At 73.0% G+C, this 18,491-nt stretch carries 14 protein-coding genes; 4 read left to right on the top strand and 10 right to left on the bottom strand.

The window, feature by feature from the left end:
* Nucleotides 1–3: 3 nt before the first annotated feature.
* A complete protein-coding gene (rapZ, locus tag FBY24_RS15820) occupies nucleotides 4–945 on the bottom strand; it encodes an RNase adapter RapZ (protein ID WP_140458883.1) in 942 nt (313 codons plus the stop codon).
* Nucleotides 942–3,029, bottom strand: coding sequence for an excinuclease ABC subunit UvrC (gene uvrC / locus FBY24_RS15815; RefSeq protein ID WP_142162055.1), 2,088 nt, complete (start codon nucleotides 3,027–3,029; stop codon nucleotides 942–944). The genes rapZ and uvrC overlap by 4 nt, the downstream gene beginning before the upstream one ends.
* Nucleotides 3,030–3,119: 90 nt before the next feature.
* Between uvrC and FBY24_RS15810 the strand changes: the two genes are divergently transcribed.
* Nucleotides 3,120–3,626, top strand: a complete 507-nt coding sequence (locus tag FBY24_RS15810; protein WP_142162053.1) for an OsmC family protein — start codon at nucleotides 3,120–3,122, stop codon at nucleotides 3,624–3,626.
* Between the two features lie 57 nt (nucleotides 3,627–3,683).
* Here the strand turns inward: FBY24_RS15810 and uvrA are convergent, their stop codons facing one another.
* The gene (uvrA, locus tag FBY24_RS15805) at nucleotides 3,684–6,545 is read right to left on the bottom strand and encodes an excinuclease ABC subunit UvrA (protein WP_142162051.1); all 2,862 of its coding nucleotides are present in this window, start codon (nucleotides 6,543–6,545) and stop codon (nucleotides 3,684–3,686) included.
* 111 nt (nucleotides 6,546–6,656) lie between these two features.
* Here uvrA and FBY24_RS15800 point away from each other — a divergent pair, with 111 nt between their 5' ends.
* Together FBY24_RS15800 and FBY24_RS15795 are read left to right on the top strand one after the other, a co-directional pair.
* The gene (locus FBY24_RS15800; protein ID WP_142162049.1) at nucleotides 6,657–8,564 is read left to right on the top strand and encodes a glycoside hydrolase family 15 protein; all 1,908 of its coding nucleotides are present in this window, start codon (nucleotides 6,657–6,659) and stop codon (nucleotides 8,562–8,564) included.
* Entirely contained in the window at nucleotides 8,561–9,268 is a 708-nt protein-coding gene (locus tag FBY24_RS15795; protein WP_142162047.1) for an MBL fold metallo-hydrolase, read from the top strand. The genes FBY24_RS15800 and FBY24_RS15795 overlap by 4 nt, the downstream gene beginning before the upstream one ends.
* A 4-nt stretch (nucleotides 9,269–9,272) precedes the next feature.
* Here FBY24_RS15795 and FBY24_RS15790 read toward each other — a convergent pair whose 3' ends face one another.
* Nucleotides 9,273–10,433: an acyl-CoA dehydrogenase family protein gene (locus tag FBY24_RS15790; protein WP_142162045.1), complete on the bottom strand. Its 1,161-nt coding sequence runs from the start codon at nucleotides 10,431–10,433 to the stop codon at nucleotides 9,273–9,275.
* A 123-nt stretch (nucleotides 10,434–10,556) separates the two neighbouring features.
* Here FBY24_RS15790 and FBY24_RS15785 point away from each other — a divergent pair, with 123 nt between their 5' ends.
* Nucleotides 10,557–10,850, top strand: a complete 294-nt coding sequence (locus FBY24_RS15785) for a YciI family protein (RefSeq protein WP_142162043.1) — start codon at nucleotides 10,557–10,559, stop codon at nucleotides 10,848–10,850.
* Nucleotides 10,851–10,938: 88 nt separating this feature from the next.
* Here the strand turns inward: FBY24_RS15785 and FBY24_RS15780 are convergent, their stop codons facing one another.
* The 6 genes from FBY24_RS15780 to rpsA form a co-directional block, all read right to left on the bottom strand.
* Entirely contained in the window at nucleotides 10,939–11,973 is a 1,035-nt protein-coding gene (locus tag FBY24_RS15780; RefSeq protein WP_174243508.1) for a TerC family protein, read from the bottom strand.
* Nucleotides 11,970–13,052 (bottom strand): TerC family protein, encoded by a 1,083-nt coding sequence (locus FBY24_RS15775; protein ID WP_142162041.1) that lies wholly within the window; start codon nucleotides 13,050–13,052, stop codon nucleotides 11,970–11,972. Before FBY24_RS15775 ends, FBY24_RS15780 begins: the two co-directional genes overlap by 4 nt.
* A gap of 207 nt (nucleotides 13,053–13,259) precedes the next feature.
* The gene (gene uvrB, locus FBY24_RS15770) at nucleotides 13,260–15,365 is read right to left on the bottom strand and encodes an excinuclease ABC subunit UvrB (protein ID WP_142162039.1); all 2,106 of its coding nucleotides are present in this window, start codon (nucleotides 15,363–15,365) and stop codon (nucleotides 13,260–13,262) included.
* Between the two features lie 58 nt (nucleotides 15,366–15,423).
* Nucleotides 15,424–15,870 carry a hypothetical protein gene (locus FBY24_RS15765; RefSeq protein WP_142162037.1) on the bottom strand — a complete coding sequence of 149 codons (447 nt, stop codon included), beginning with the start codon at nucleotides 15,868–15,870 and terminating at the stop codon, nucleotides 15,424–15,426.
* Nucleotides 15,871–16,047: 177 nt separating this feature from the next.
* Complete coding sequence (coaE, locus tag FBY24_RS15760) at nucleotides 16,048–16,677, bottom strand: dephospho-CoA kinase (RefSeq protein WP_142162035.1); 630 nt, start codon at nucleotides 16,675–16,677, stop codon at nucleotides 16,048–16,050.
* Between the two features lie 132 nt (nucleotides 16,678–16,809).
* Nucleotides 16,810–18,291 carry a 30S ribosomal protein S1 gene (gene rpsA, locus FBY24_RS15755; RefSeq protein ID WP_142162033.1) on the bottom strand — a complete coding sequence of 494 codons (1,482 nt, stop codon included), beginning with the start codon at nucleotides 18,289–18,291 and terminating at the stop codon, nucleotides 16,810–16,812.
* Nucleotides 18,292–18,491 lie beyond the last annotated feature (200 nt).

Below are 18,491 nucleotides of genomic sequence, written 5' to 3'. Positions count from 1 at the left end.
ATCTCACTCCTTGCCGAGGTCCCTCGCGGTCACCTGCACCCGGTGCCCGCGGTCGCGCAGGCGGGCGCCGATCGCCTCGCTGATCGCGACCGAGCGGTGCTTGCCGCCCGTGCAGCCGACAGCGACGGTGACGTAGCGCTTCTCCTCCTGCAGGTAGCCGGAGAGTACCGGCTCGAGGGCGTCCACGTAGCGCTCCACGAAGACGAGTGCGCCGGGCCGCCCGAGCACGTAGTCGCGCACGGGCGCGTCGCGGCCGGACAGGTGCCGCAGCTCGGAGATCCAGTACGGGTTGGCCAGGAACCGCACGTCCACGACGTGGTCGGCGTCGAGCGGGATGCCGTACTTGAAGCCGAACGAGACCACGGAGACGTGCAGGACGTCCTCGTGGTCGCCCGCGACGACGGCGCGCACCTGGCGGGCCAGGTCGTGGACGTTGAGGTCGGAGGTGTCGATGATCGTGTCGGCCTGCTCGCGCAGCGCGGACAGCAGCTGACGCTCGCGCGTGATGCCGTCGAGGATCCGCCCCTCGCCCTGCAGGGGGTGCGGGCGGCGGACCTGCTCGAACCGGCGGACGAGCACCTCGTCGGAGGAGTCGAGGAAGAGGATCCGCAGCTCGACGCCCGAGCCGCGCAGCTGCTCCAGGACGCCCTCGAGGGCGTCGAAGTACTCGCGGGCACGCACGTCGATGACCGCGGCCAGGCGGCGCGCGCCCTCCCCCACGGGCCCGCTGGTGAGCATCCCGACGAGGTGGGTGAGCATCTGGGCGGGCAGGTTGTCCACGACGTACCAGCCGAGGTCCTCGAGGACGGCTGCCGACCGGGACCGACCGGCCCCGGACATGCCGGTGATGACGAGGACCTCGGGCTGCTCGAGGACGGGGGCCTCGGCGGCCGCCTCGAGCGCGGGGATGCCGCTCGGCACGGTGATGGGCGACGGCTCCTTCATGCCTCCAGCATGCCAGCCGGGTCCGCGTCCACCCGGGACGGCGCGCCCGGCACGGCGTCCGGGTCGGCGTGCAGGTCGGCGGGCGGGTCCACGTGCTGGTCGGACGGCCCGTCGGCCGCCGGTGCCGCCGACGGGCCCGCGAGCGCGGCGAGCACGGCCTCGGCGGTGCGCCGGCCCATCCCCCGGACCGAGGCGACCTCCTCGACGGAGGCCGCGCGCAGGCGCTTGACGGAGCCGAAGTGCTTGAGCAGCGCGGCCTGGCGGGCGGGGCCGAGGCCGGGGACGTCGTCGAGGGCGGACACGGTCATGCCCTTGCTGCGCCGGCGGCGGTGGGCGGTGATGGCGAAGCGGTGGGCCTCGTCGCGCACGCGCTGGAGCAGGTAGAGGCCTTCGGAGGTGCGCTGCAGGACGACCGGGTAGTCCTCGCCGGGCAGCCAGACCTCCTCCAGCCGCTTGGCCAGGCCGCACAGGGCGACGTCGTCGATGCCGAGCTCGGCGAGGGCCGCGGCGGCGGCGGCGACCTGCGGGGGGCCGCCGTCGACGACGACGAGGTTCGGGGGGTAGGCGAAGCGCACGGGACGGCCGGTGGCCTCGTCGACCGGGCCGCTGCGGGGGGCGTCGTCCTCGTCGACGTCGGCGAGCTCGAGGTCGTTCGACTGCGCGCGGTCGGCGAGGTAGCGGCGGAAGCGACGGGTGATGACCTCGTGCATGGCGGCGGTGTCGTCGCGCGCGCCCTGACCCTCGGGGCCGCGGACGCTGAACAGCCGGTACTCGCTCTTGCGGGCGAGCCCGTCCTCGAAGACGACCATGGAGGCCGACTGGTAGGTGCCCTGGTTGTGGGAGACGTCGTAGCACTCGATCCGCAGGGGTGCGGTGGGCAGGTCGAGGGCCTCCTGGATCTCGCGCAGGGCCTGGCTGCGGGACGTGAGGTCGCCGGCGCGGCGGGTGCGGTGCAGCACGAGGGCGTGCTCGGCGTTGCGGTGCACGGTGGCGGCGAGCTCGCGCTTGTCGCCGCGCTGGGGCACGCGCACCTGCACCCGGGAGCCGCGCAGCCCGCTGAGCCACGTCTGGACCTGCTCGACGTCGGTGGGCAGCACGGGAACGAGGACCTCGCGCGGGACCGCCCCGGTGCCGCCGTCGCCGCCGTCCTCGCTGCCGTAGACCTGCTGGAGGAGGTGCTCGACGAGGTCGGCGTCCTGCAGGTCCTCGACCTTCTCCACCACCCAGCCGCGCTGCCCGCGGATGCGGCCGTCGCGCACGTGGAACACCTGCACGGCGGCCTCGAGCTCGTCGCCCGCGAGCGCGAACACGTCGGCGTCGGTGCCGTCGGGCAGGACGACGGCGTTGCGCTCGGTCGCCTTCTGCAGGGTCGCGACGTCGTCACGCAGGCGTGCGGCGCGCTCGTAGTCGAGCTCGGCGGCGGCCTCCTTCATGGCGGCGGTCAGGCGCCGCGTGAAGCGGGCGGTGTCGCCGGCCATGAAGTCGCAGAAGTCCTGCGCGAGGCGGTGGTGGTCGTCGGTGCTGATGCGACCCACGCAGGGTGCGGAGCACTTGTCGATGTACCCGAGCAGGCAGGGGCGGCCCTGCTGGCGTGCCCGCTTGAAGACCCCGGCGGAGCAGGTGCGCACGGGGAAGACCCGCAGCAGCAGGTCGACGGTCTCGCGGATGGCCCACGCGTGGGCGTAGGGCCCGAAGTAGCGGGTGCCCTTGCGGCGGGCGCCGCGCATGACCTGGACGCGGGGCACCTCGTCGGCCATGGTCACGGCGAGGTACGGGTAGGACTTGTCGTCGCGGTACTTGACGTTGAACCGGGGGTCGAACTCCTTGATCCAGGAGTACTCGAGCGCGAGGGCCTCGACCTCGGTACCCACGACGGTCCACTGGACGGACGCGGCGGTGGTCACCATCTGCTGCGTGCGCGGGTGCAGGGCGGCGAGGTCCTGGAAGTAGCTGTTCAGGCGGCTGCGCAGGCTCTTGGCCTTGCCGACGTACACGACGCGGCCGTGCTCGTCCCGGAACCGGTAGACCCCGGGGGCGTCCGGGATCTCGCCGGGGGCGGGTCGGTACGTCGCGGGGTCGGCCATGCGGCGAGCCTAGTTCGCCGCTCCGACACCGTCGTCGGCGGCGGGCCCGCCCGCGCGTGCGCCTGTGACCTGCGCCACTAGGGTGGGATCATGGCCCAGCTGCTGCACCAGTACTCGGTGGACCTCGCGTGGACGGGCGCCGGTGCCGACGGCACCGCGACGTACACGTCGTACGGCCGCGACCACACGCTGACGTCCGGCGGCAAGCCGCCGCTGCCCGGCACGTCCGACCCGGGGTTCCGCGGCGACCCCGACCGGTGGTCGCCCGAGGACCTCCTCGTCGGGGCGCTGGCCCAGTGCCACATGCTGTGGTTCCTGCACCTGGCCGCGGCGGCCGGCGTGGTGGTCGTGGGGTACGACGACGCCGCGTCGGGGACGATGCGGATCGAGTCGGCGGGGCACGGCCAGTTCACGGAGGTCGTCCTGCGCCCGCGCGTCACGGTCGCACGCGCGACGCTGCCCGACGGGGCACGCGTCGACGACGACCTCCTGGCGGACCTGCACCGGCGGGCCCACGAGCACTGCTTCATCGCCCGGTCGGTGAACTTCACGGTCCGACACGAGCCGACCCCGGTGACGGTCGCCGCAGCGGCCTGAGGTCCCCGGGGCCGCGGGAAGCACGTCCGTCGCGGGCACCGGCCCGCGACGGACGCCTCAGGCGCTGGCCTCGGCCCGCTGCGGCTCGAGCACCTCGGCGAGGAACCGGCCCGTGTGGCTCTCCGGGACGCCGGCCACGTGCTCCGGCGTGCCCTGGGCCACGACCCGCCCTCCGCCGCTGCCGCCCTCGGGGCCCATGTCGACGACCCAGTCGGCGTTCTTGATCACGTCGAGGTTGTGCTCGATGACCAGCACGGTGTTGCCCTTGTCGACCAGCGACTGCAGGACGCCGAGGAGCTTGCGGATGTCCTCGAAGTGCAGACCCGTCGTCGGCTCGTCGAGCACGTAGATGGTGCGGCCCGTGGAGCGGCGCTGCAGCTCGGCCGCGAGCTTGACGCGCTGCGCCTCGCCGCCCGACAGCGTCGGCGCCGGCTGCCCCAGGCGCACGTACCCCAGGCCCACGTCGACGAGGGTGCGCAGGTGGCGGGCGATCGCGGGGACCGCGGCGAAGAACTCCGCGGCCTCCTCGATCGGCATCGCCAGCACGTCCGCCACGGTCTTGCCCTTGAAGTGCACCTCGAGGGTCTCGCGGTTGTACCGCGCCCCGTGGCACACCTCGCAGGGCACGTACACGTCGGGGAGGAAGTTCATCTCGATCTTCAGCGTGCCGTCGCCCGAGCACGCCTCGCAGCGCCCGCCCTTGACGTTGAAGGAGAAGCGCCCGGGGGTGTAGCCGCGGACCTTGGCCTCGCTCGTCTCGGCGAACAGCCGGCGCACGTGGTCCCAGACGCCGGTGTAGGTGGCGGGGTTGGACCGCGGCGTGCGGCCGATCGGCCCCTGGTCGACGTGGACGACCTTGTCGAGCTGGTCGAGGCCCGTCACGCGCCGGTGCCGGCCGGCGACCTGCCGCGCACCGTTCAGCTCGTTGGCCAGGACCGTGTAGAGGATCGAGTTCACGAGGGTCGACTTGCCCGAGCCCGAGACCCCGGTGACCGCCGTGAACGTGCCGAGCGGGAACGACACGTCGATGCCCTGGAGGTTGTGCTCGCGTGCACCGACCACCGTGACCTGCCGCGACCGGTCGACGGGGCGCCGCATCGCCGGCATGGGGATCGAGCGGCGCCCGGACAGGTACGCCCCCGTCACCGACTCCGTCGACGCGAGCAGCCCGTCGAGGTCCCCGGAGTGCACCACCCGACCGCCGTGCTCGCCGGCGCCGGGGCCGATGTCGACGACCCAGTCCGCCGTGCGGATCGTGTCCTCGTCGTGCTCCACGACGATGAGCGTGTTGCCCAGGTCCCGGAGCCGGGTCAGGGTGTCGATGAGCCGGCGGTTGTCCCGCTGGTGCAGGCCGATCGAGGGCTCGTCGAGCACGTACAGCACCCCGACCAGGCCGGACCCGATCTGCGTGGCCAGCCGGATCCGCTGGGCCTCGCCGCCGGAGAGCGTCCCCGCGGGACGCATGAGCGAGAGGTAGTCCAGGCCGACGTCGAGCAGGAAGCCCAGGCGGGCCTGGATCTCCTTGAGCACCTGCGCGGCGATCGCCCGCTCCCGCTCCCCCAGCTCCAGCCCGTCGAGGAAGGTCCGGGCCTCGGCGATGGGCAGGTCGCAGACCTCGGCGATCGACCGTCCGCCGACCTTGACCGCGAGCACCTCGGGCTTCAGGCGCGCGCCCTTGCAGACGGGGCAGGGCACCTCGCGCATGTACGACTCGTACTTCTCCTTGCTCCACTCCGACTCGGTCTCCGCGTGCCGGCGCTCGAGGAACGTGATGACACCCTCGAAGCCCGTCGCGTAGGTGCGCTCGCGCCCCCACCGGTTCTTGTAGCGGACCTGGACCTCGTGGTTCTCGCCGTGCAGGACGGCGTCGCGAGCGCGCTGCGGCAGGGCGCGCCACGGCACGTCCATCGAGAAGCCCATGTCCTTGGCCAGCGCCGACAGCACCCGCTGGAAGTAGTCGGCGGACGTCTGCGACCACGGCGCCACCGCACCGTCGGCGAGCGACAGCTCGTCGTCCGGGACCACGAGCTCGGGGTCGACCTCGAGGCGCGACCCGATGCCCGTGCACTCGGGGCACGCGCCGTACGGGGCGTTGAACGAGAACGTGCGCGGCTCGATCTCGTCGAGGGACAGCGCGTGGTCGTTCGGGCAGGCCCGCGTCTCGGAGAACCGGCGCACCCGCTCCGGGTCGTCGGCCTCCGCGTCCACCAGCTCGACGAGCAGCAGGCCGCCCGCCAGGCCGAGGGCGGTCTCCACCGAGTCCGTCAGGCGGCGCTGCACGCCCTCGCGCGCGACGAGCCGGTCGACGACGACCTCGATGTCGTGCTTGAGCTTCTTCTCCAGCGTGGGCGGCGACGTCAGCTGGACGACCTCGCCGTCGACGCGCGCCCGCGCGAAGCCCTTGCCCTGCAGCTCGCGGAACAGGTCCGCGTACTCACCCTTGCGGCCACGCACCACCGGCGCGAGCACCTGGTACCGGGTGCCCTCCGGCAGCTCGAGCAGCCGGTCGACGATCTGCTGCGGCGTCTGGGCCGTGACCCGCTCGCCGCACACCGGGCAGTGCTGGGTCCCCGCCCTCGCGAACAGCAGACGCAGGTAGTCGTAGACCTCCGTGATCGTGCCCACCGTCGAGCGCGGGTTCCTGTTCGTGGACTTCTGGTCGATCGACACCGCGGGCGACAGGCCCTCGATGAAGTCCACGTCGGGCTTGTCCATCTGCCCGAGGAACTGACGGGCGTACGCCGACAGCGACTCGACGTAGCGGCGCTGGCCTTCGGCGAAGATCGTGTCGAACGCCAGGGACGACTTGCCCGACCCCGAGAGCCCCGTGAACGCGATGAGCGCGTCACGCGGAAGGTCGAGGTCGACGTTGCGCAGGTTGTGCTCGCGGGCCCCACGGACCACCAGTCGGTCGTTCACGTCGCACGACTGTACGCGGACCCGCCGACAATCGCACACGTGTTCGACGCCCCGGTGGCACCGGGGGCGTGCGACCTGCGGCGCAGACCCCGGCGCGTCATCCTGGGACCGATGCGCCCGCACCACGCCCCGGTCCCGTCCGCCCACCTGCTGCCCGGCCAGTCGCCCGTCGAGGACTACGCCGTGGTCGGCGACGGCCACACCGCCGCGCTCGTCTCGCGCGACGGGTCCGTCGACTGGCTCTGCCTGCCGGGCTTCGACTCCGACGCCTGCTTCGCCGCCCTCCTGGGCGGCCCCGAGCACGGCCGGTGGCGCCTCGCCGTCGCCGGCGCCACCTGCGAGCGCCGGCGCTGGGTCGGCGACTCGTTCGTGCTCGAGACGACGTACCGCTCGGCCACGGGCACGGCCGTCGCCGTGGACGCCATGCCGCTCGGCGACGGACGCGCGGACCTCGTGCGGCGGCTGACGTGCACCGAGGGCGAGGTCGAGGTCGAGCACGAGTGGACGGTGCGGTTCGGCTACGGGGCCGTCGAGCCGTGGGTGCAGCACGTGCAGGACGCGCAGGGCTGCGACACGATCCGCGCGACGGCCGGCCCGGACGCCCTCGTGCTGCGCGGCACCCGTCTGCCGCGCGCCGACGACCACCACCACGTCGACCGCTTCACGCTGCGCGCGGGCGAGTCCGTGGACCTGTCGCTGACCTGGACGCCGTCGTGGCGCCCGACCCCGCCGCGCCTGCCCGACGGGGCCCGCGTCGAGGCGACCGCGACGGCCTGGGGCCTGTGGGCGCGCGGCTGCCGGTACCAGGGTCGGTACCGCGAGGCCGTGGTCCGCTCGCTGCTCGTGCTGCGCATGCTCACCGACTCCGCGACGGGCGGGATCGTCGCGGCCGCGACCACGTCGCTGCCCGAGTCGCCGGGCGGCACGCGCAACTGGGACTACCGGTACACGTGGCTGCGCGACGCGGCCCTGACGGTCGAGGCGCTGGTCGAGCAGGGCTTCCGCCACGAGGCCACGCAGTGGCGGGACTGGTTGCTGCGGGCCGTCGCCGGGGACCCGCGGGACGTGCAGATCATGTACCGGGTCGACGGCGGCCGGCGGATGCCGGAGCGCGAGCTCGACCACCTGCCCGGCTGGGCGGGATCGCGCCCGGTGCGCGTCGGGAACGGCGCGGTCGACCAGGTCCAGCACGACGTCCTCGGCGAGGTGATGTGCGCGCTGGCGGTGGCCCGCGACGCGGGGCTGGCCGAGACGACCGCGTCGTGGGCGCTGCAGCGCCGGCTCGTCGACGCCCTGCTGGACGGGTGGCAAGAGCCCGACCGGGGGATCTGGGAGGTCCGGGGCGCACCGCGCCGGTTCACGCACTCCGGGGTGATGACGTGGGCGGCCGTCGACCGGGCCGTGCGCGGCGCGCGGGCGTACGGGCTGGCGGCCCCGCTGGCGCGCTGGGAGGCGGCGCGCGACGAGATCCACGCCGACGTCCTCGCCCGGGGGTGGTCGTCGCGGCGCCGTTCGTTCGTGCAGCACGAGGGCGCGGAGCACACCGACGCCGCGCTCCTGCAGATCCCGCTCGTCGGGTTCCTGCCCGCGGACGACCCGCGGGTGCTGTCCACGGTCGCGGCCGTCCGGGAGGAGCTGGAGGTCGCACCCGGCCTGCTGCTGCGCTACCGCACGGAGGCGACCGACGACGGCCTCGCCGGGCCGGAGGCGCCGTTCCTGGCGTGCTCGTCGTGGCTCGCGGACGCGCTCGCCCGGGCGGGCGACGTGGACGGTGCGACCCGGGTGCTCGACGCCGTGGTCCCGCTCGGCGGCGACCTGGGCCTGCTGGCCGAGCAGTACGACCCCGTGGGCGGGCACATGCTCGGCAACGTGCCGCAGGCGCTGTCGCACCTCGCGCTGGTGCGTGCCGCCCACAGCCACGGGCGTGCCGAACGGCTGCGTGCCGAGCGGTCGGGCGCACCGGTCGCAGGACCGGACCGCGAGCAGCGGCGCACGACGGACGAGGAGGACCGAGGATGAGCTACACCGGCGACGTCCGCGTGGGCGGCCCCACCGCGGTGCGCGAGCTCGACGACGCGGTGGTGCGCAAGGTCGCCGTCGGCCCGGGCGCGAACAACGCGTACCTGGTGACGTGCCGACGCTCGGGCGCGCAGCTGCTCGTCGACGCGGCGGCCGACCCCGACCGGCTGCTCGCGCTCGTGCGCGAGGGGTCCCCGGCCGCCCGCCTCGCCACCGTGGTCACGACGCACCGGCACGCCGACCACGTGGGAGCGCTCGTGTCCGTGCTGGCCGTGACCGGTGCGGACCTCGCGGCCGGCGCCGACGACGCGGACGCTGTCGGCGCCGCCGCCGGTGGTGCCCCCGTGCGCCGGCTCGTGCACGGGGACACCCTCACCGTCGGGCACCTCGTGCTGGAGGTCGTCGCGCTGCGGGGTCACACGCCGGGGTCGGTGGCCCTCGCCCTGCGCGAGCCCGAGCACGTCCACGTGCCCGACGCCGTGCCCGGGCGCGTCCACCTGTTCACCGGGGACAGCCTCTTCCCCGGTGGCGTCGGGGCCACCGGGGGCGATCCGGAGCGGTTCGAGCAGCTGTTCACCGACGTCCGCGCACGGGTCTTCGACCGGTTCGACGACGCGACGTGGGTGTACCCGGGGCACGGCGCCGACACGACCCTCGGCGCCGAGCGCCCGCACCTGGACGCGTGGCGCGCCCGGGGCTGGTGACCCCTCAGCCCTGCGGCGGGCCGAGGACGGACGTCGCGACGGTGCCGTGCGCGGACTCGTCGTCCGACGGGTGGTAGATCCCCGCGAGCACGTCGCGGTACAGCCGCGCCAGCTCGCTGCCGGAGGAGTACGCGCCCCCGCCCGAGACCCGCAGCGCCAGGTCGACGACGACCCGGGCGCTCTCGGTGGCCCGGACCTTGAGGCCGACGAGCTGGGCGAACCAGCGCGCACCGTGGTCGGCGTCCTCGTCGACGTCCCGCGCGAGCGCGACGACCTGCAGCTCGGCGCCGTCCTGGGCGAGGGCCGCGTCGGCGACCTTCCAGCGGATGTCGGGGTCCTGGGCGTAGGTGCGCCCGTCGTGCTTCATCGACGTGCGCCGGTGGGCGTGCTCGACGCCCAGCGCCAGGGCGCGCCGGCCGATGCCGGTGTACACCGCGGCGAGCAGGACCTCGAAGACGGCGAACAGCGCGAAGACGAACGGATCCGCGCTGGGGCCGGGCGGCAGGCGCCGGTACACCTGGCCGGGCGGGGCGTATGCCCCGTCGAGGACGGTCGTGGCCGACTGCGTCGCCCGCATCCCGAGGGTGTCCCAGTCGTCCTTGGCGTGCACGCCGTCGCCGCGGGCGACCACGCCGTGCACGAGGCGGGGGTCGTCCGGGTCGGAGTCGTCGAGCCCGAACGTGGCCAGGCGCGTCCACACCGGCGACAGGGACGTGAAGATCTTGGTGCCGGTGTACCGGTAGCCGCCGTCGGCCTGCGGCTCGGCGCGGGTGCGCGAGCCGAACATGACGAGGTCGTTGCCCGCCTCGGAGTTGCCGAAGGCGTACACCTCGCCCGCCGCGGCGTCGCGCAGCACGAACGCGACGGAGTCGTCGCCGTGGGCGTGCAGGTGCGCGGCCAGTCCCGTCACGACGAGGTGCATGTTGACAGCGAGCGCCGTGGCCGGTGCGGCCGCCGCGAGCCGCATCTGCTCGCGCGCGACCTCCTCGAGGGTCAGCCCGGCACCGCCGAGCTCGACGGGCACGAAGGCCCGCAGGTACCCGGCGGCGACGAGGTCGGCCAGGTCGTGGTGCGGGAAGGTGTTGTCGCGGTCGTGCTGCGGGGCGCGCGCGTGCACGGCGGCGAGCAGGTCGTCGGTCAGCAGGGTGCGCGGGCGGCGGGTCATCGCCGGGCCCCGCGGGCAGCGGTACGGGTCATGGGACCACTGTGCCACCCGCACCGGCAGCCGCCGCGTCCGCAGGGTCGTCCGGCCCCCTCGGCGCGACGCACGCTCGGGCAGGATGGCCCCATGACCGTCATCGCCGTCCGCTACACCTACGACGATCGCGCCGCCGAGCGTGACGTCGTCCGCCCCGAGCACCGGGCGTGGCTCGCGTCCCTCGCCGAGGCCGGCACCCTGCTCGGCTCGGGCCCGCTCCCGCAGGCCGATCCGCCGGGCGCCCTGCTGGTGTTCCGCGCGCAGGACGTCGCGCAGGTGCGCGCGCTGCTCGACCAGGACCCGTTCGCCCGTGCCGGGCTCGTGCGGGACGCCGAGGTCCTCGCGTGGGACCTCGTCCTGGGCCCCTGGTCGACGACGGTCTGAGGAAGCGGCACCGCACCCGGACCACGCCCCCGGGTGCGTGCACGGGGACGACCCGCCGTGCACCCGGCGGGTCGTCCCCGTGCTGCGCTCAGCGCTGCTCGTCCGTCTCGCGGAGGACCGGCTCCGCGTCGGCGGGACCGGCCGCCTCGGGACGGCGCGTGACGAGCAGGCTCGCCACGGTCGCACCGGCCAGGGACACCGCGATGACGGCGAGCGACACCCACGTGGGCACCTCGGGGACCCACGCGACGGGCTCCCCGCCGTTGAGGAACGGCAGCGTGTTGGTGTGCAGCGCCTCCGCCACGAGCTTGAGCCCGATGAACCCGAGGATCACCGCCAGGCCGTACGGCAGGTACACGAGCCGGTCGAGCAGCCCGCCGAGCAGGAAGTACAGCTGGCGCAGCCCCATCAGCGCGAAGACGTTCGCCGTGAACACCAGGAACGGGTCCTGCGTCAGGCCGAAGATCGCCGGGATCGAGTCGAACGCGAACAGCAGGTCCGTCGTGCCGATCGCGACGAAGACGACGACGAGCGGCGTGAACACGCGCCGGCCGTCGACCACGGTGCGCACCCGGCCGCCGTCGTACCCCGCCGACATCGGCAGGACCCGCCGCACGGTGCGCACGAGCCGGTTCTCGGCGTACTCCTCGTCACCGCCGCCGGCGCCGTCGCGTGCGATCTTCACGGCCGTGTACACCAGGAACGCGCCGAACAGGTAGAACACCCACGTCCACCGCTCGAGCACGGCCGCGCCGGCGAGGATGAACCCTCCCCGCAGCACGAGCGCCAGCACGATGCCCACCATGAGGACCCGCTGCTGCTGCTCCCGCGGCACCGCGAAGCTCGACATGATCAGCATGAACACGAAGAGGTTGTCGACCGAGAGGCTGTACTCGGTCAGCCACCCGGCGAGGAACTCCCCCGCGGGTGCCGCGCCGCCGACGGCGGCGAGGAGCCCGGCGAAGCCGAGCGCGAGCCCCACGTACACCAGGACCCACACGAGGCTCTCGCGCGTGGTCGGCACGTGCGGGCGGCGGCGGACGATCGCGAGGTCGAGCACCAGCATGCTCACGACCGCGACCATCGCGGCGACCTCGAAGACGACGGGGAGCTCGTGGTTCACCGGTCCGCCCCGTCCGTCCGACCTGCGTCGCCGATGGTGCCCTCGGGGCCGTCCTGCACGCCGAGCGTCGCCTCGCGGGCCGACGTGGCCTCGGACAGCGCGACCCGTTCGTCACGGCGCGTGCGCCGCAGCGACAGCACGGTGGTCAGCAGCAGCGTCAGCACGATGAACCCCAGGGAGACGGGCGTCGTGATCTCGGGCACGGCGGTGACGTGCTCGCCGCCGTTGATGAACGGCACCTCGTTGGTGTGGAGCGCGTGGATCACGAGCTTCACGCCGATGAACCCGAGGATGGCACCCAGCCCGTAGGACAGGTACACGAGCTTGTCGAGCAGGCCGTCGATGAGGAAGAACAGCTGGCGCAGGCCGAGGAGGGAGAACGCGTTCGCCGCGAAGACCAGGTACGTCTCCTGGGTGAGCCCGAAGATCGCGGGGATGGAGTCGACCGCGAAGATGATGTCGGCCGTGCCGATCGCGACCATGACGATGAGCATCGGCGTCATGAACCGGCGTCCGTCGACATTCACCGTCATCTTGTCGCCGACGTAGTCGTCGGTCGTGGGCAGGAGCCGGCGTGTCAGACGCAGCGCGGCGTTCTCCTGGTACTCCTCGTCGTCGTCGGAGCTGCCCGAGCGGATCTGCGACCAGGCCGTCCAGAGCAGGAACGCGCCGAACACGTAGAAGATCCAGCTGAGGTTCTCGATGAGCGCCGCGCCGACGAAGATGAACACGGTCCGCAGCACCAGCGCGATGGTGATGCCGATGAGCAGCACCTTCTGCTGGTAGAGCCGCGGCACCCGGAAGCTCGCCATGATCAGCACGAAGACGAAGAGGTTGTCGACCGACAGGCTCTTCTCGGTGATGTACCCGGCGAAGTACTCCCCGCCGTAGGTCGACCCCCACACGGCCCACACGATCGCGCCGAACAGCACCGCGACGCCGACGTAGCCGGCGGACCACCACGCGGACTCGCGCAGGGTCGGCTCGTGCGGGGAACGGACGTGGCCGACGTAGTCGACGGCGAGCATCACGAGGATGACGCCGACGGTGACGGCCCACGCCCACAGAGGAACGTCCACGGCAGATGACCTCCCGGTAGGGACAGGGGATGACCGGAGGTCTCTTCCGCCACCGCACGCGCTCTGGCGTGACTCGCAGCCGGCCGCACCGGGCCGGCGTCAGCGGCGGCCGTGATGACGATGCAGTCGCGGGGAGTACTCCCCTCCGACGGGCCACTATAGGCGACCTGGAGGCGAGGACCCCGGCGAGCGGCGAGGCCTGCGCCGTCAGGCCGTGGCGGCCTGCATCTGGCGCAGCTCCTTCTTCAGCCCCGAGATCTCGTCCCGCAGCCGCGCCGCCAGCTCGAACTGCAGCTCACCCGCCGCGGCGTGCATCTGGTCCGTGAGCTCCTGGATCAGGTCCGCGAGCTCGCCCGCGGCGACCCCCGCCAGCGCGCGCCGACCGTCCTGCCCGCCGGCCCGGGAGCCGAGACCGGGGACGGGGGCCTTGCCGCGGCTGGCCTGCCGGCCCGCGCCGCCGAGCAGCTCCGCGGTGTCGGCGTCCTCGCGGGCGAGCATGTCGGTGATGTCGCCGATGCGCTTGCGCAGCGGCTGGGGGTCCAGGCCGCGCTCGAGGTTGTAGGCGACCTGCTTCTCCCGCCGCCGGTTGGTCTCCTCGATCGCCGTGGCCATGCCGGCCGTGATGCGGTCGGCGTACATGTGGACCTGTCCCGAGACGTTGCGGGCGGCACGGCCGATGGTCTGGATGAGCGAGGTCGCCGAGCGCAGGAAGCCCTCCTTGTCGGCGTCGAGGATGGCGACGAGCGAGACCTCGGGCAGGTCGAGGCCCTCGCGCAGGAGGTTGATGCCGACGAGGACGTCGTACTCCCCCATCCGCAGCTCGCGCAGCAGCTCGACGCGGCGCAGGGTGTCGACCTCGGAGTGCAGGTACCGGACCCGCACGCCCTTCTCGAGGAGGTAGTCCGTCAGGTCCTCGGACATCTTCTTCGTCAGCGTCGTGACCAGGACGCGCTCGTCGCGCTCGACCCGGTCGCGGATCTCGCCGAGCAGGTCGTCGATCTGGCCCTGGGTGGGCTTGACGACGACCTCGGGGTCCACGAGGCCGGTCGGTCGGATGATCTGCTCGACGACGCCGTCGGACATCGACAGCTCGTAGCTGCCGGGGGTCGCGGACAGGTAGACGGTCTGGCCGATGCGCTCGACGAACTCCTCCCACCGCAGGGGGCGGTTGTCCGTCGCGCTGGGCAGCCGGAAGCCGTGGTCGACGAGGCTGCGCTTACGGGACATGTCGCCCTCGTACATCGCCCCGATCTGCGGGACGGTCACGTGCGACTCGTCGATCACGAGGAGGAAGTCCTCGGGGAAGTAGTCGATGAGGGTGTTCGGCGCCGATCCGGGGGCGCGGCCGTCGATGTGGCGGGAGTAGTTCTCGATCCCGGAGCACGACCCGATCTGCCGCATCATCTCGATGTCGTAGGTCGTGCGCATCTGCAGGCGCTGCGCCTCGAGCAGCTTGTTCTGACGCTCGAGGTCGGCCAGGCGTGCCTCGAGCTCCGCCTCGATGCCCCCGATAGCGCGCTCCATGCGCTCGGGACCGGCCACGTAGTGCGTCGCGGGGAACACGTGGACCTGCTGCTCGGAGCGCACGACGTCCCCGGTGAGCGGGTGCAGGGTCGCGATCGCCTCGACCTCGTCGCCGAAGAGCTCGATCCGGATGGCCAGCTCCTCGTACACGGGGATGATCTCGACCGTGTCGCCCCGCACCCGGAACGTGCCGCGGGTGAACGCGACGTCGTTGCGCGCGTACTGCATCGTGACGAACTGGCGCAGGAGCTGGTCCCGGTCGACACGGTCGCCGACCGAGAGGGTGACCATGCGGTCGACGTACTCCTGCGGGGTGCCCAGGCCGTAGATGCACGAGACGGTGGCGACCACGACGACGTCCCGGCGGGTCAGCAGCGAGCTGGTCGCGGAGTGCCGCAGCCGCTCGACCTCGTCGTTGATCGACGAGTCCTTCTCGATGTAGGTGTCGGTCTGGGCGATGTACGCCTCGGGCTGGTAGTAGTCGTAGTACGAGACGAAGTACTCGACGGCGTTGTTCGGCAGGAGCTCACGGAACTCGGTCGCCAGCTGCGCGGCGAGGGTCTTGTTCGGCGCCATCACCAGCGTCGGACGCTGCAGCTCCTCGATCAGCCAGGCCGTGGTCGCCGACTTGCCGGTGCCGGTGGCGCCGAGCAGGACGACGTCCTTCTCGCCCGCCCGCACGCGCGACGCGAGCTCGGCGATCGCCGTCGGCTGGTCCCCGCTCGGGGTGTACTCGGAGACGACCTCGAACGGTGCCACGGTCCGCTGCAGGTCGGTGACGGGTCGCATGGGCCCACGGTACGACGAGCCGGTGACACCGACCCGTCCGGGCCGGTGCCACGGCGGCTCAGTCGCCGCTGAACGACACGCGGCAGCCCGGGTCCTCGGCGTGCACGGCGTCCACGAACGCGTCCATGAACGCGCGGTAGACGCTGAAGCCCACGATCTTGCGCCGCGCGACCGGCACGAGCGAGGACAGCCCCGACCGCATCTCGAACCGCGTGATGGCCGAGCGTGCCGTCACCCTCCCCACCGACCGTTCGATCGCGACGACGAACTGCAGCGTCGCCCTGTCCTCCGTCCGCGTGAGGTCCTTCACCACGAACTCCACCTGACCGGCGGTGCGCTCGCCCACCTTCAACCAGCCCGAGTCGTCCTCGACGCCCGTCCCCGCCTTGGCCGCGATCTCGAGCACCCGTGTCGCCGACAACGTCGCGGTCGCCACCGAGACCGACGCCTTCGACTGCAGCGGGCGCAGCTCCCACCCGTGCGAGCCGTCCCCGTCCAGCGTCATCGCTCTCCTCCGACAGGTACCCCCACGTGGAGCCCGGTCGTCGTCGACCGGGCAGGGTCCGAGGGACACGCACCCGACCGTTGCATCGGGTGCACGCAGCCCTCGCCTTCGTGTCCGACGGCGGGTTCACCCGACCGGCGGACGAGGGCGATCGTAGCGACCGGGCGGGTCGCAGCGTCAGGGGGTGTCCGCCGCGAGCTCGGCGTCGCGCTCCGCCGCCAGCCGCAGCCACAGGACGTCGACCTGCGCGCGCAGCACGTCCTCGCTGCCGCTGCCGTCGAGGACCACGTCCGCGGCAGCCAGCCGGGCCGCGTCGTCCGCCTGGGCCGCGACGCGCGCCTCGGCGTCCTGGCGGGTCATGCCCCGCAGCCGGACGAGCCGCTCGACGCGCAGCAGCGCGGGGGCGTCGACCACGACCACCACGTGGAAGTCGTCGGCCTGACCCGTCTCGACGAGCAGCGGGATGTCGTGGACGACGACCGCGCCCGCGTCGAGCGTGGCGGCGGCTGCCTCCCGCTCGGCGGCCAGGCGCCGCACCACCGGGTGGACGATCGCGTCGAGGCGTGCCCGGGCAGCGGCGTCGGCGAACACGACCGCGGCCAGGGCAGGGCGGTCCAGGGACCCGTCAGCGGCGAGGACCCCGGCACCGAACGCCTCGGTCACCGCGTCGAGCCCGGCGGACCCGGGCGCCGCCGCGGTGCGGGCCAGCTCGTCGGCGTCGATCACGACCGCCCCGTGCTCGGCGAACCGTCGAGCGGCCACCGACTTGCCGGCCGCGATGCCGCCCGTGAGCCCGATCCTCTGCATGGCCCCATCCTGCCCGCAGGGTGCGCGGGGCCGCGACCGCTGGGCCGGCCCGCGGCCGGGGACGCCGACGGCCGGCCACCCGAGGGTGACCGGCCGTCGATGCTGCTCGGTGCGGCGCGCGCGCCGCCGGGCTCAGGCGCCCGTGAGCTTCTCGCGCAGCGCGGCGAGAGCCTCGTCCGAGGCCAGCGTGCCGGTCGCCTCGTCCGTGGACGAGGAGTACGTCGACGGCACGCTGCTGCTGCTGACCGCAGCGGCGGCGGGCTCGTTCGACGCCTCGGCGTCGGCGCGCGCGGCGTCCGACACCTGCTTGCGGTGCGCCTCCCAGCGCTCGTGCGCGGCCGCGTACTGGGCCTCCCACGTCTCGCGCTGGGTCTCGTAGCCCTCGAGCCACTCGTTGGTGGTCGGGTCGAAGCCCTCGGGGTACTTGTAGTTCCCCTGGTCGTCGTACTCCGCCGCCATGCCGTACAGCGCGGGGTCGAAGTCGTCGGACTCGGGGTCGAAGCCCTCGTTCGCCTGCTTCAGCGACAGCGAGATGCGACGGCGCTCGAGGTCGATGTCGATGACCTTGACGAAGACGTCGTCGCCGACCTGGACGACCTGCTCGGGGATCTCGACGTGGCGCACGGCCAGCTCCGAGATGTGCACGAGGCCCTCGATGCCGTCCTCGACGCGCACGAACGCACCGAACGGGACGAGCTTGGTGACCTTGCCCGGCACGACCTGGCCGATCGCGTGGGTCCGGGCGAACGCCTGCCACGGGTCCTCCTGCGTCGCCTTCAGCGACAGGGAGACCCGCTCGCGGTCGAAGTCGACCTCGAGAACCTCGACCGTGACCTCCTGGCCGACCTCGACGACCTCGGAGGGGTGGTCGATGTGCTTCCAGGACAGCTCGGACACGTGCACGAGGCCGTCGACGCCGCCGAGGTCCACGAACGCACCGAAGTTGACGATCGAGGACACGACACCGGGGCGCACCTGGCCCTTCTGCAGCGTCTGCAGGAAGGTGGAGCGGACCTCGGACTGCGTCTGCTCGAGCCACGCACGCCGCGAGAGCACGACGTTGTTGCGGTTCTTGTCGAGCTCGATGATCTTCGCCTCGATCTCCTTGCCGACGTACGGCTGGAGGTCGCGGACACGACGCATCTCGACGAGCGAGGCGGGCAGGAAGCCGCGCAGACCGATGTCGAGGATGAGGCCGCCCTTGACGACCTCGATGACGGTGCCGGTGACGACGCCGTCCTCCTCCTTGATCTTCTCGATCGTGCCCCACGCGCGCTCGTACTGCGCCCGCTTCTTGGACAGGATCAGGCGGCCTTCCTTGTCCTCCTTCTGGAGGACGAGGGCCTCGACCTGGTCACCGACCTGGACGACCTCGCCGGGGTCGACGTCGTGCTTGATCGACAGCTCACGGGACGGGATGACGCCCTCGGTCTTGTAGCCGATGTCGAGGAGGACCTCGTCGCGGTCCACCTTGACGATGGTGCCTTCGACGATGTCGCCGTCGTTGAAGTACTTGATGGTGGCGTCGATCGCGGCGAGGAGGTCCTCCGCCGTGCCGATGTCGTTCACCGCGACCTGCGGCGTGGCGGGCTTCGCGGGGGTGGAGATGCTCATGTAGTGGTGGGCTCCGATGCGGACAGGGCGTCGTGCGGACAGGGATGGGTGGTGCTGGTGCCGACGACCGCCGGGCGGGCGGTCCGTGGGGTCCGGGGGCGCGGTCCGCGACCGAGGTCGAGGGCCGCTCCGCGACCGGTCGCTGCACGGATCCGACCAGGACGAAGGCGCGCGGCACCGCCGTCAACCCTAACGGGTCG

The sequence above is a fragment of the Cellulomonas sp. SLBN-39 genome (genome assembly GCF_006715865.1).
In the GTDB taxonomy this organism is placed as follows: domain Bacteria; phylum Actinomycetota; class Actinomycetes; order Actinomycetales; family Cellulomonadaceae; genus Cellulomonas.
This window is presented reverse-complemented; position numbering and strand designations above follow the sequence as displayed.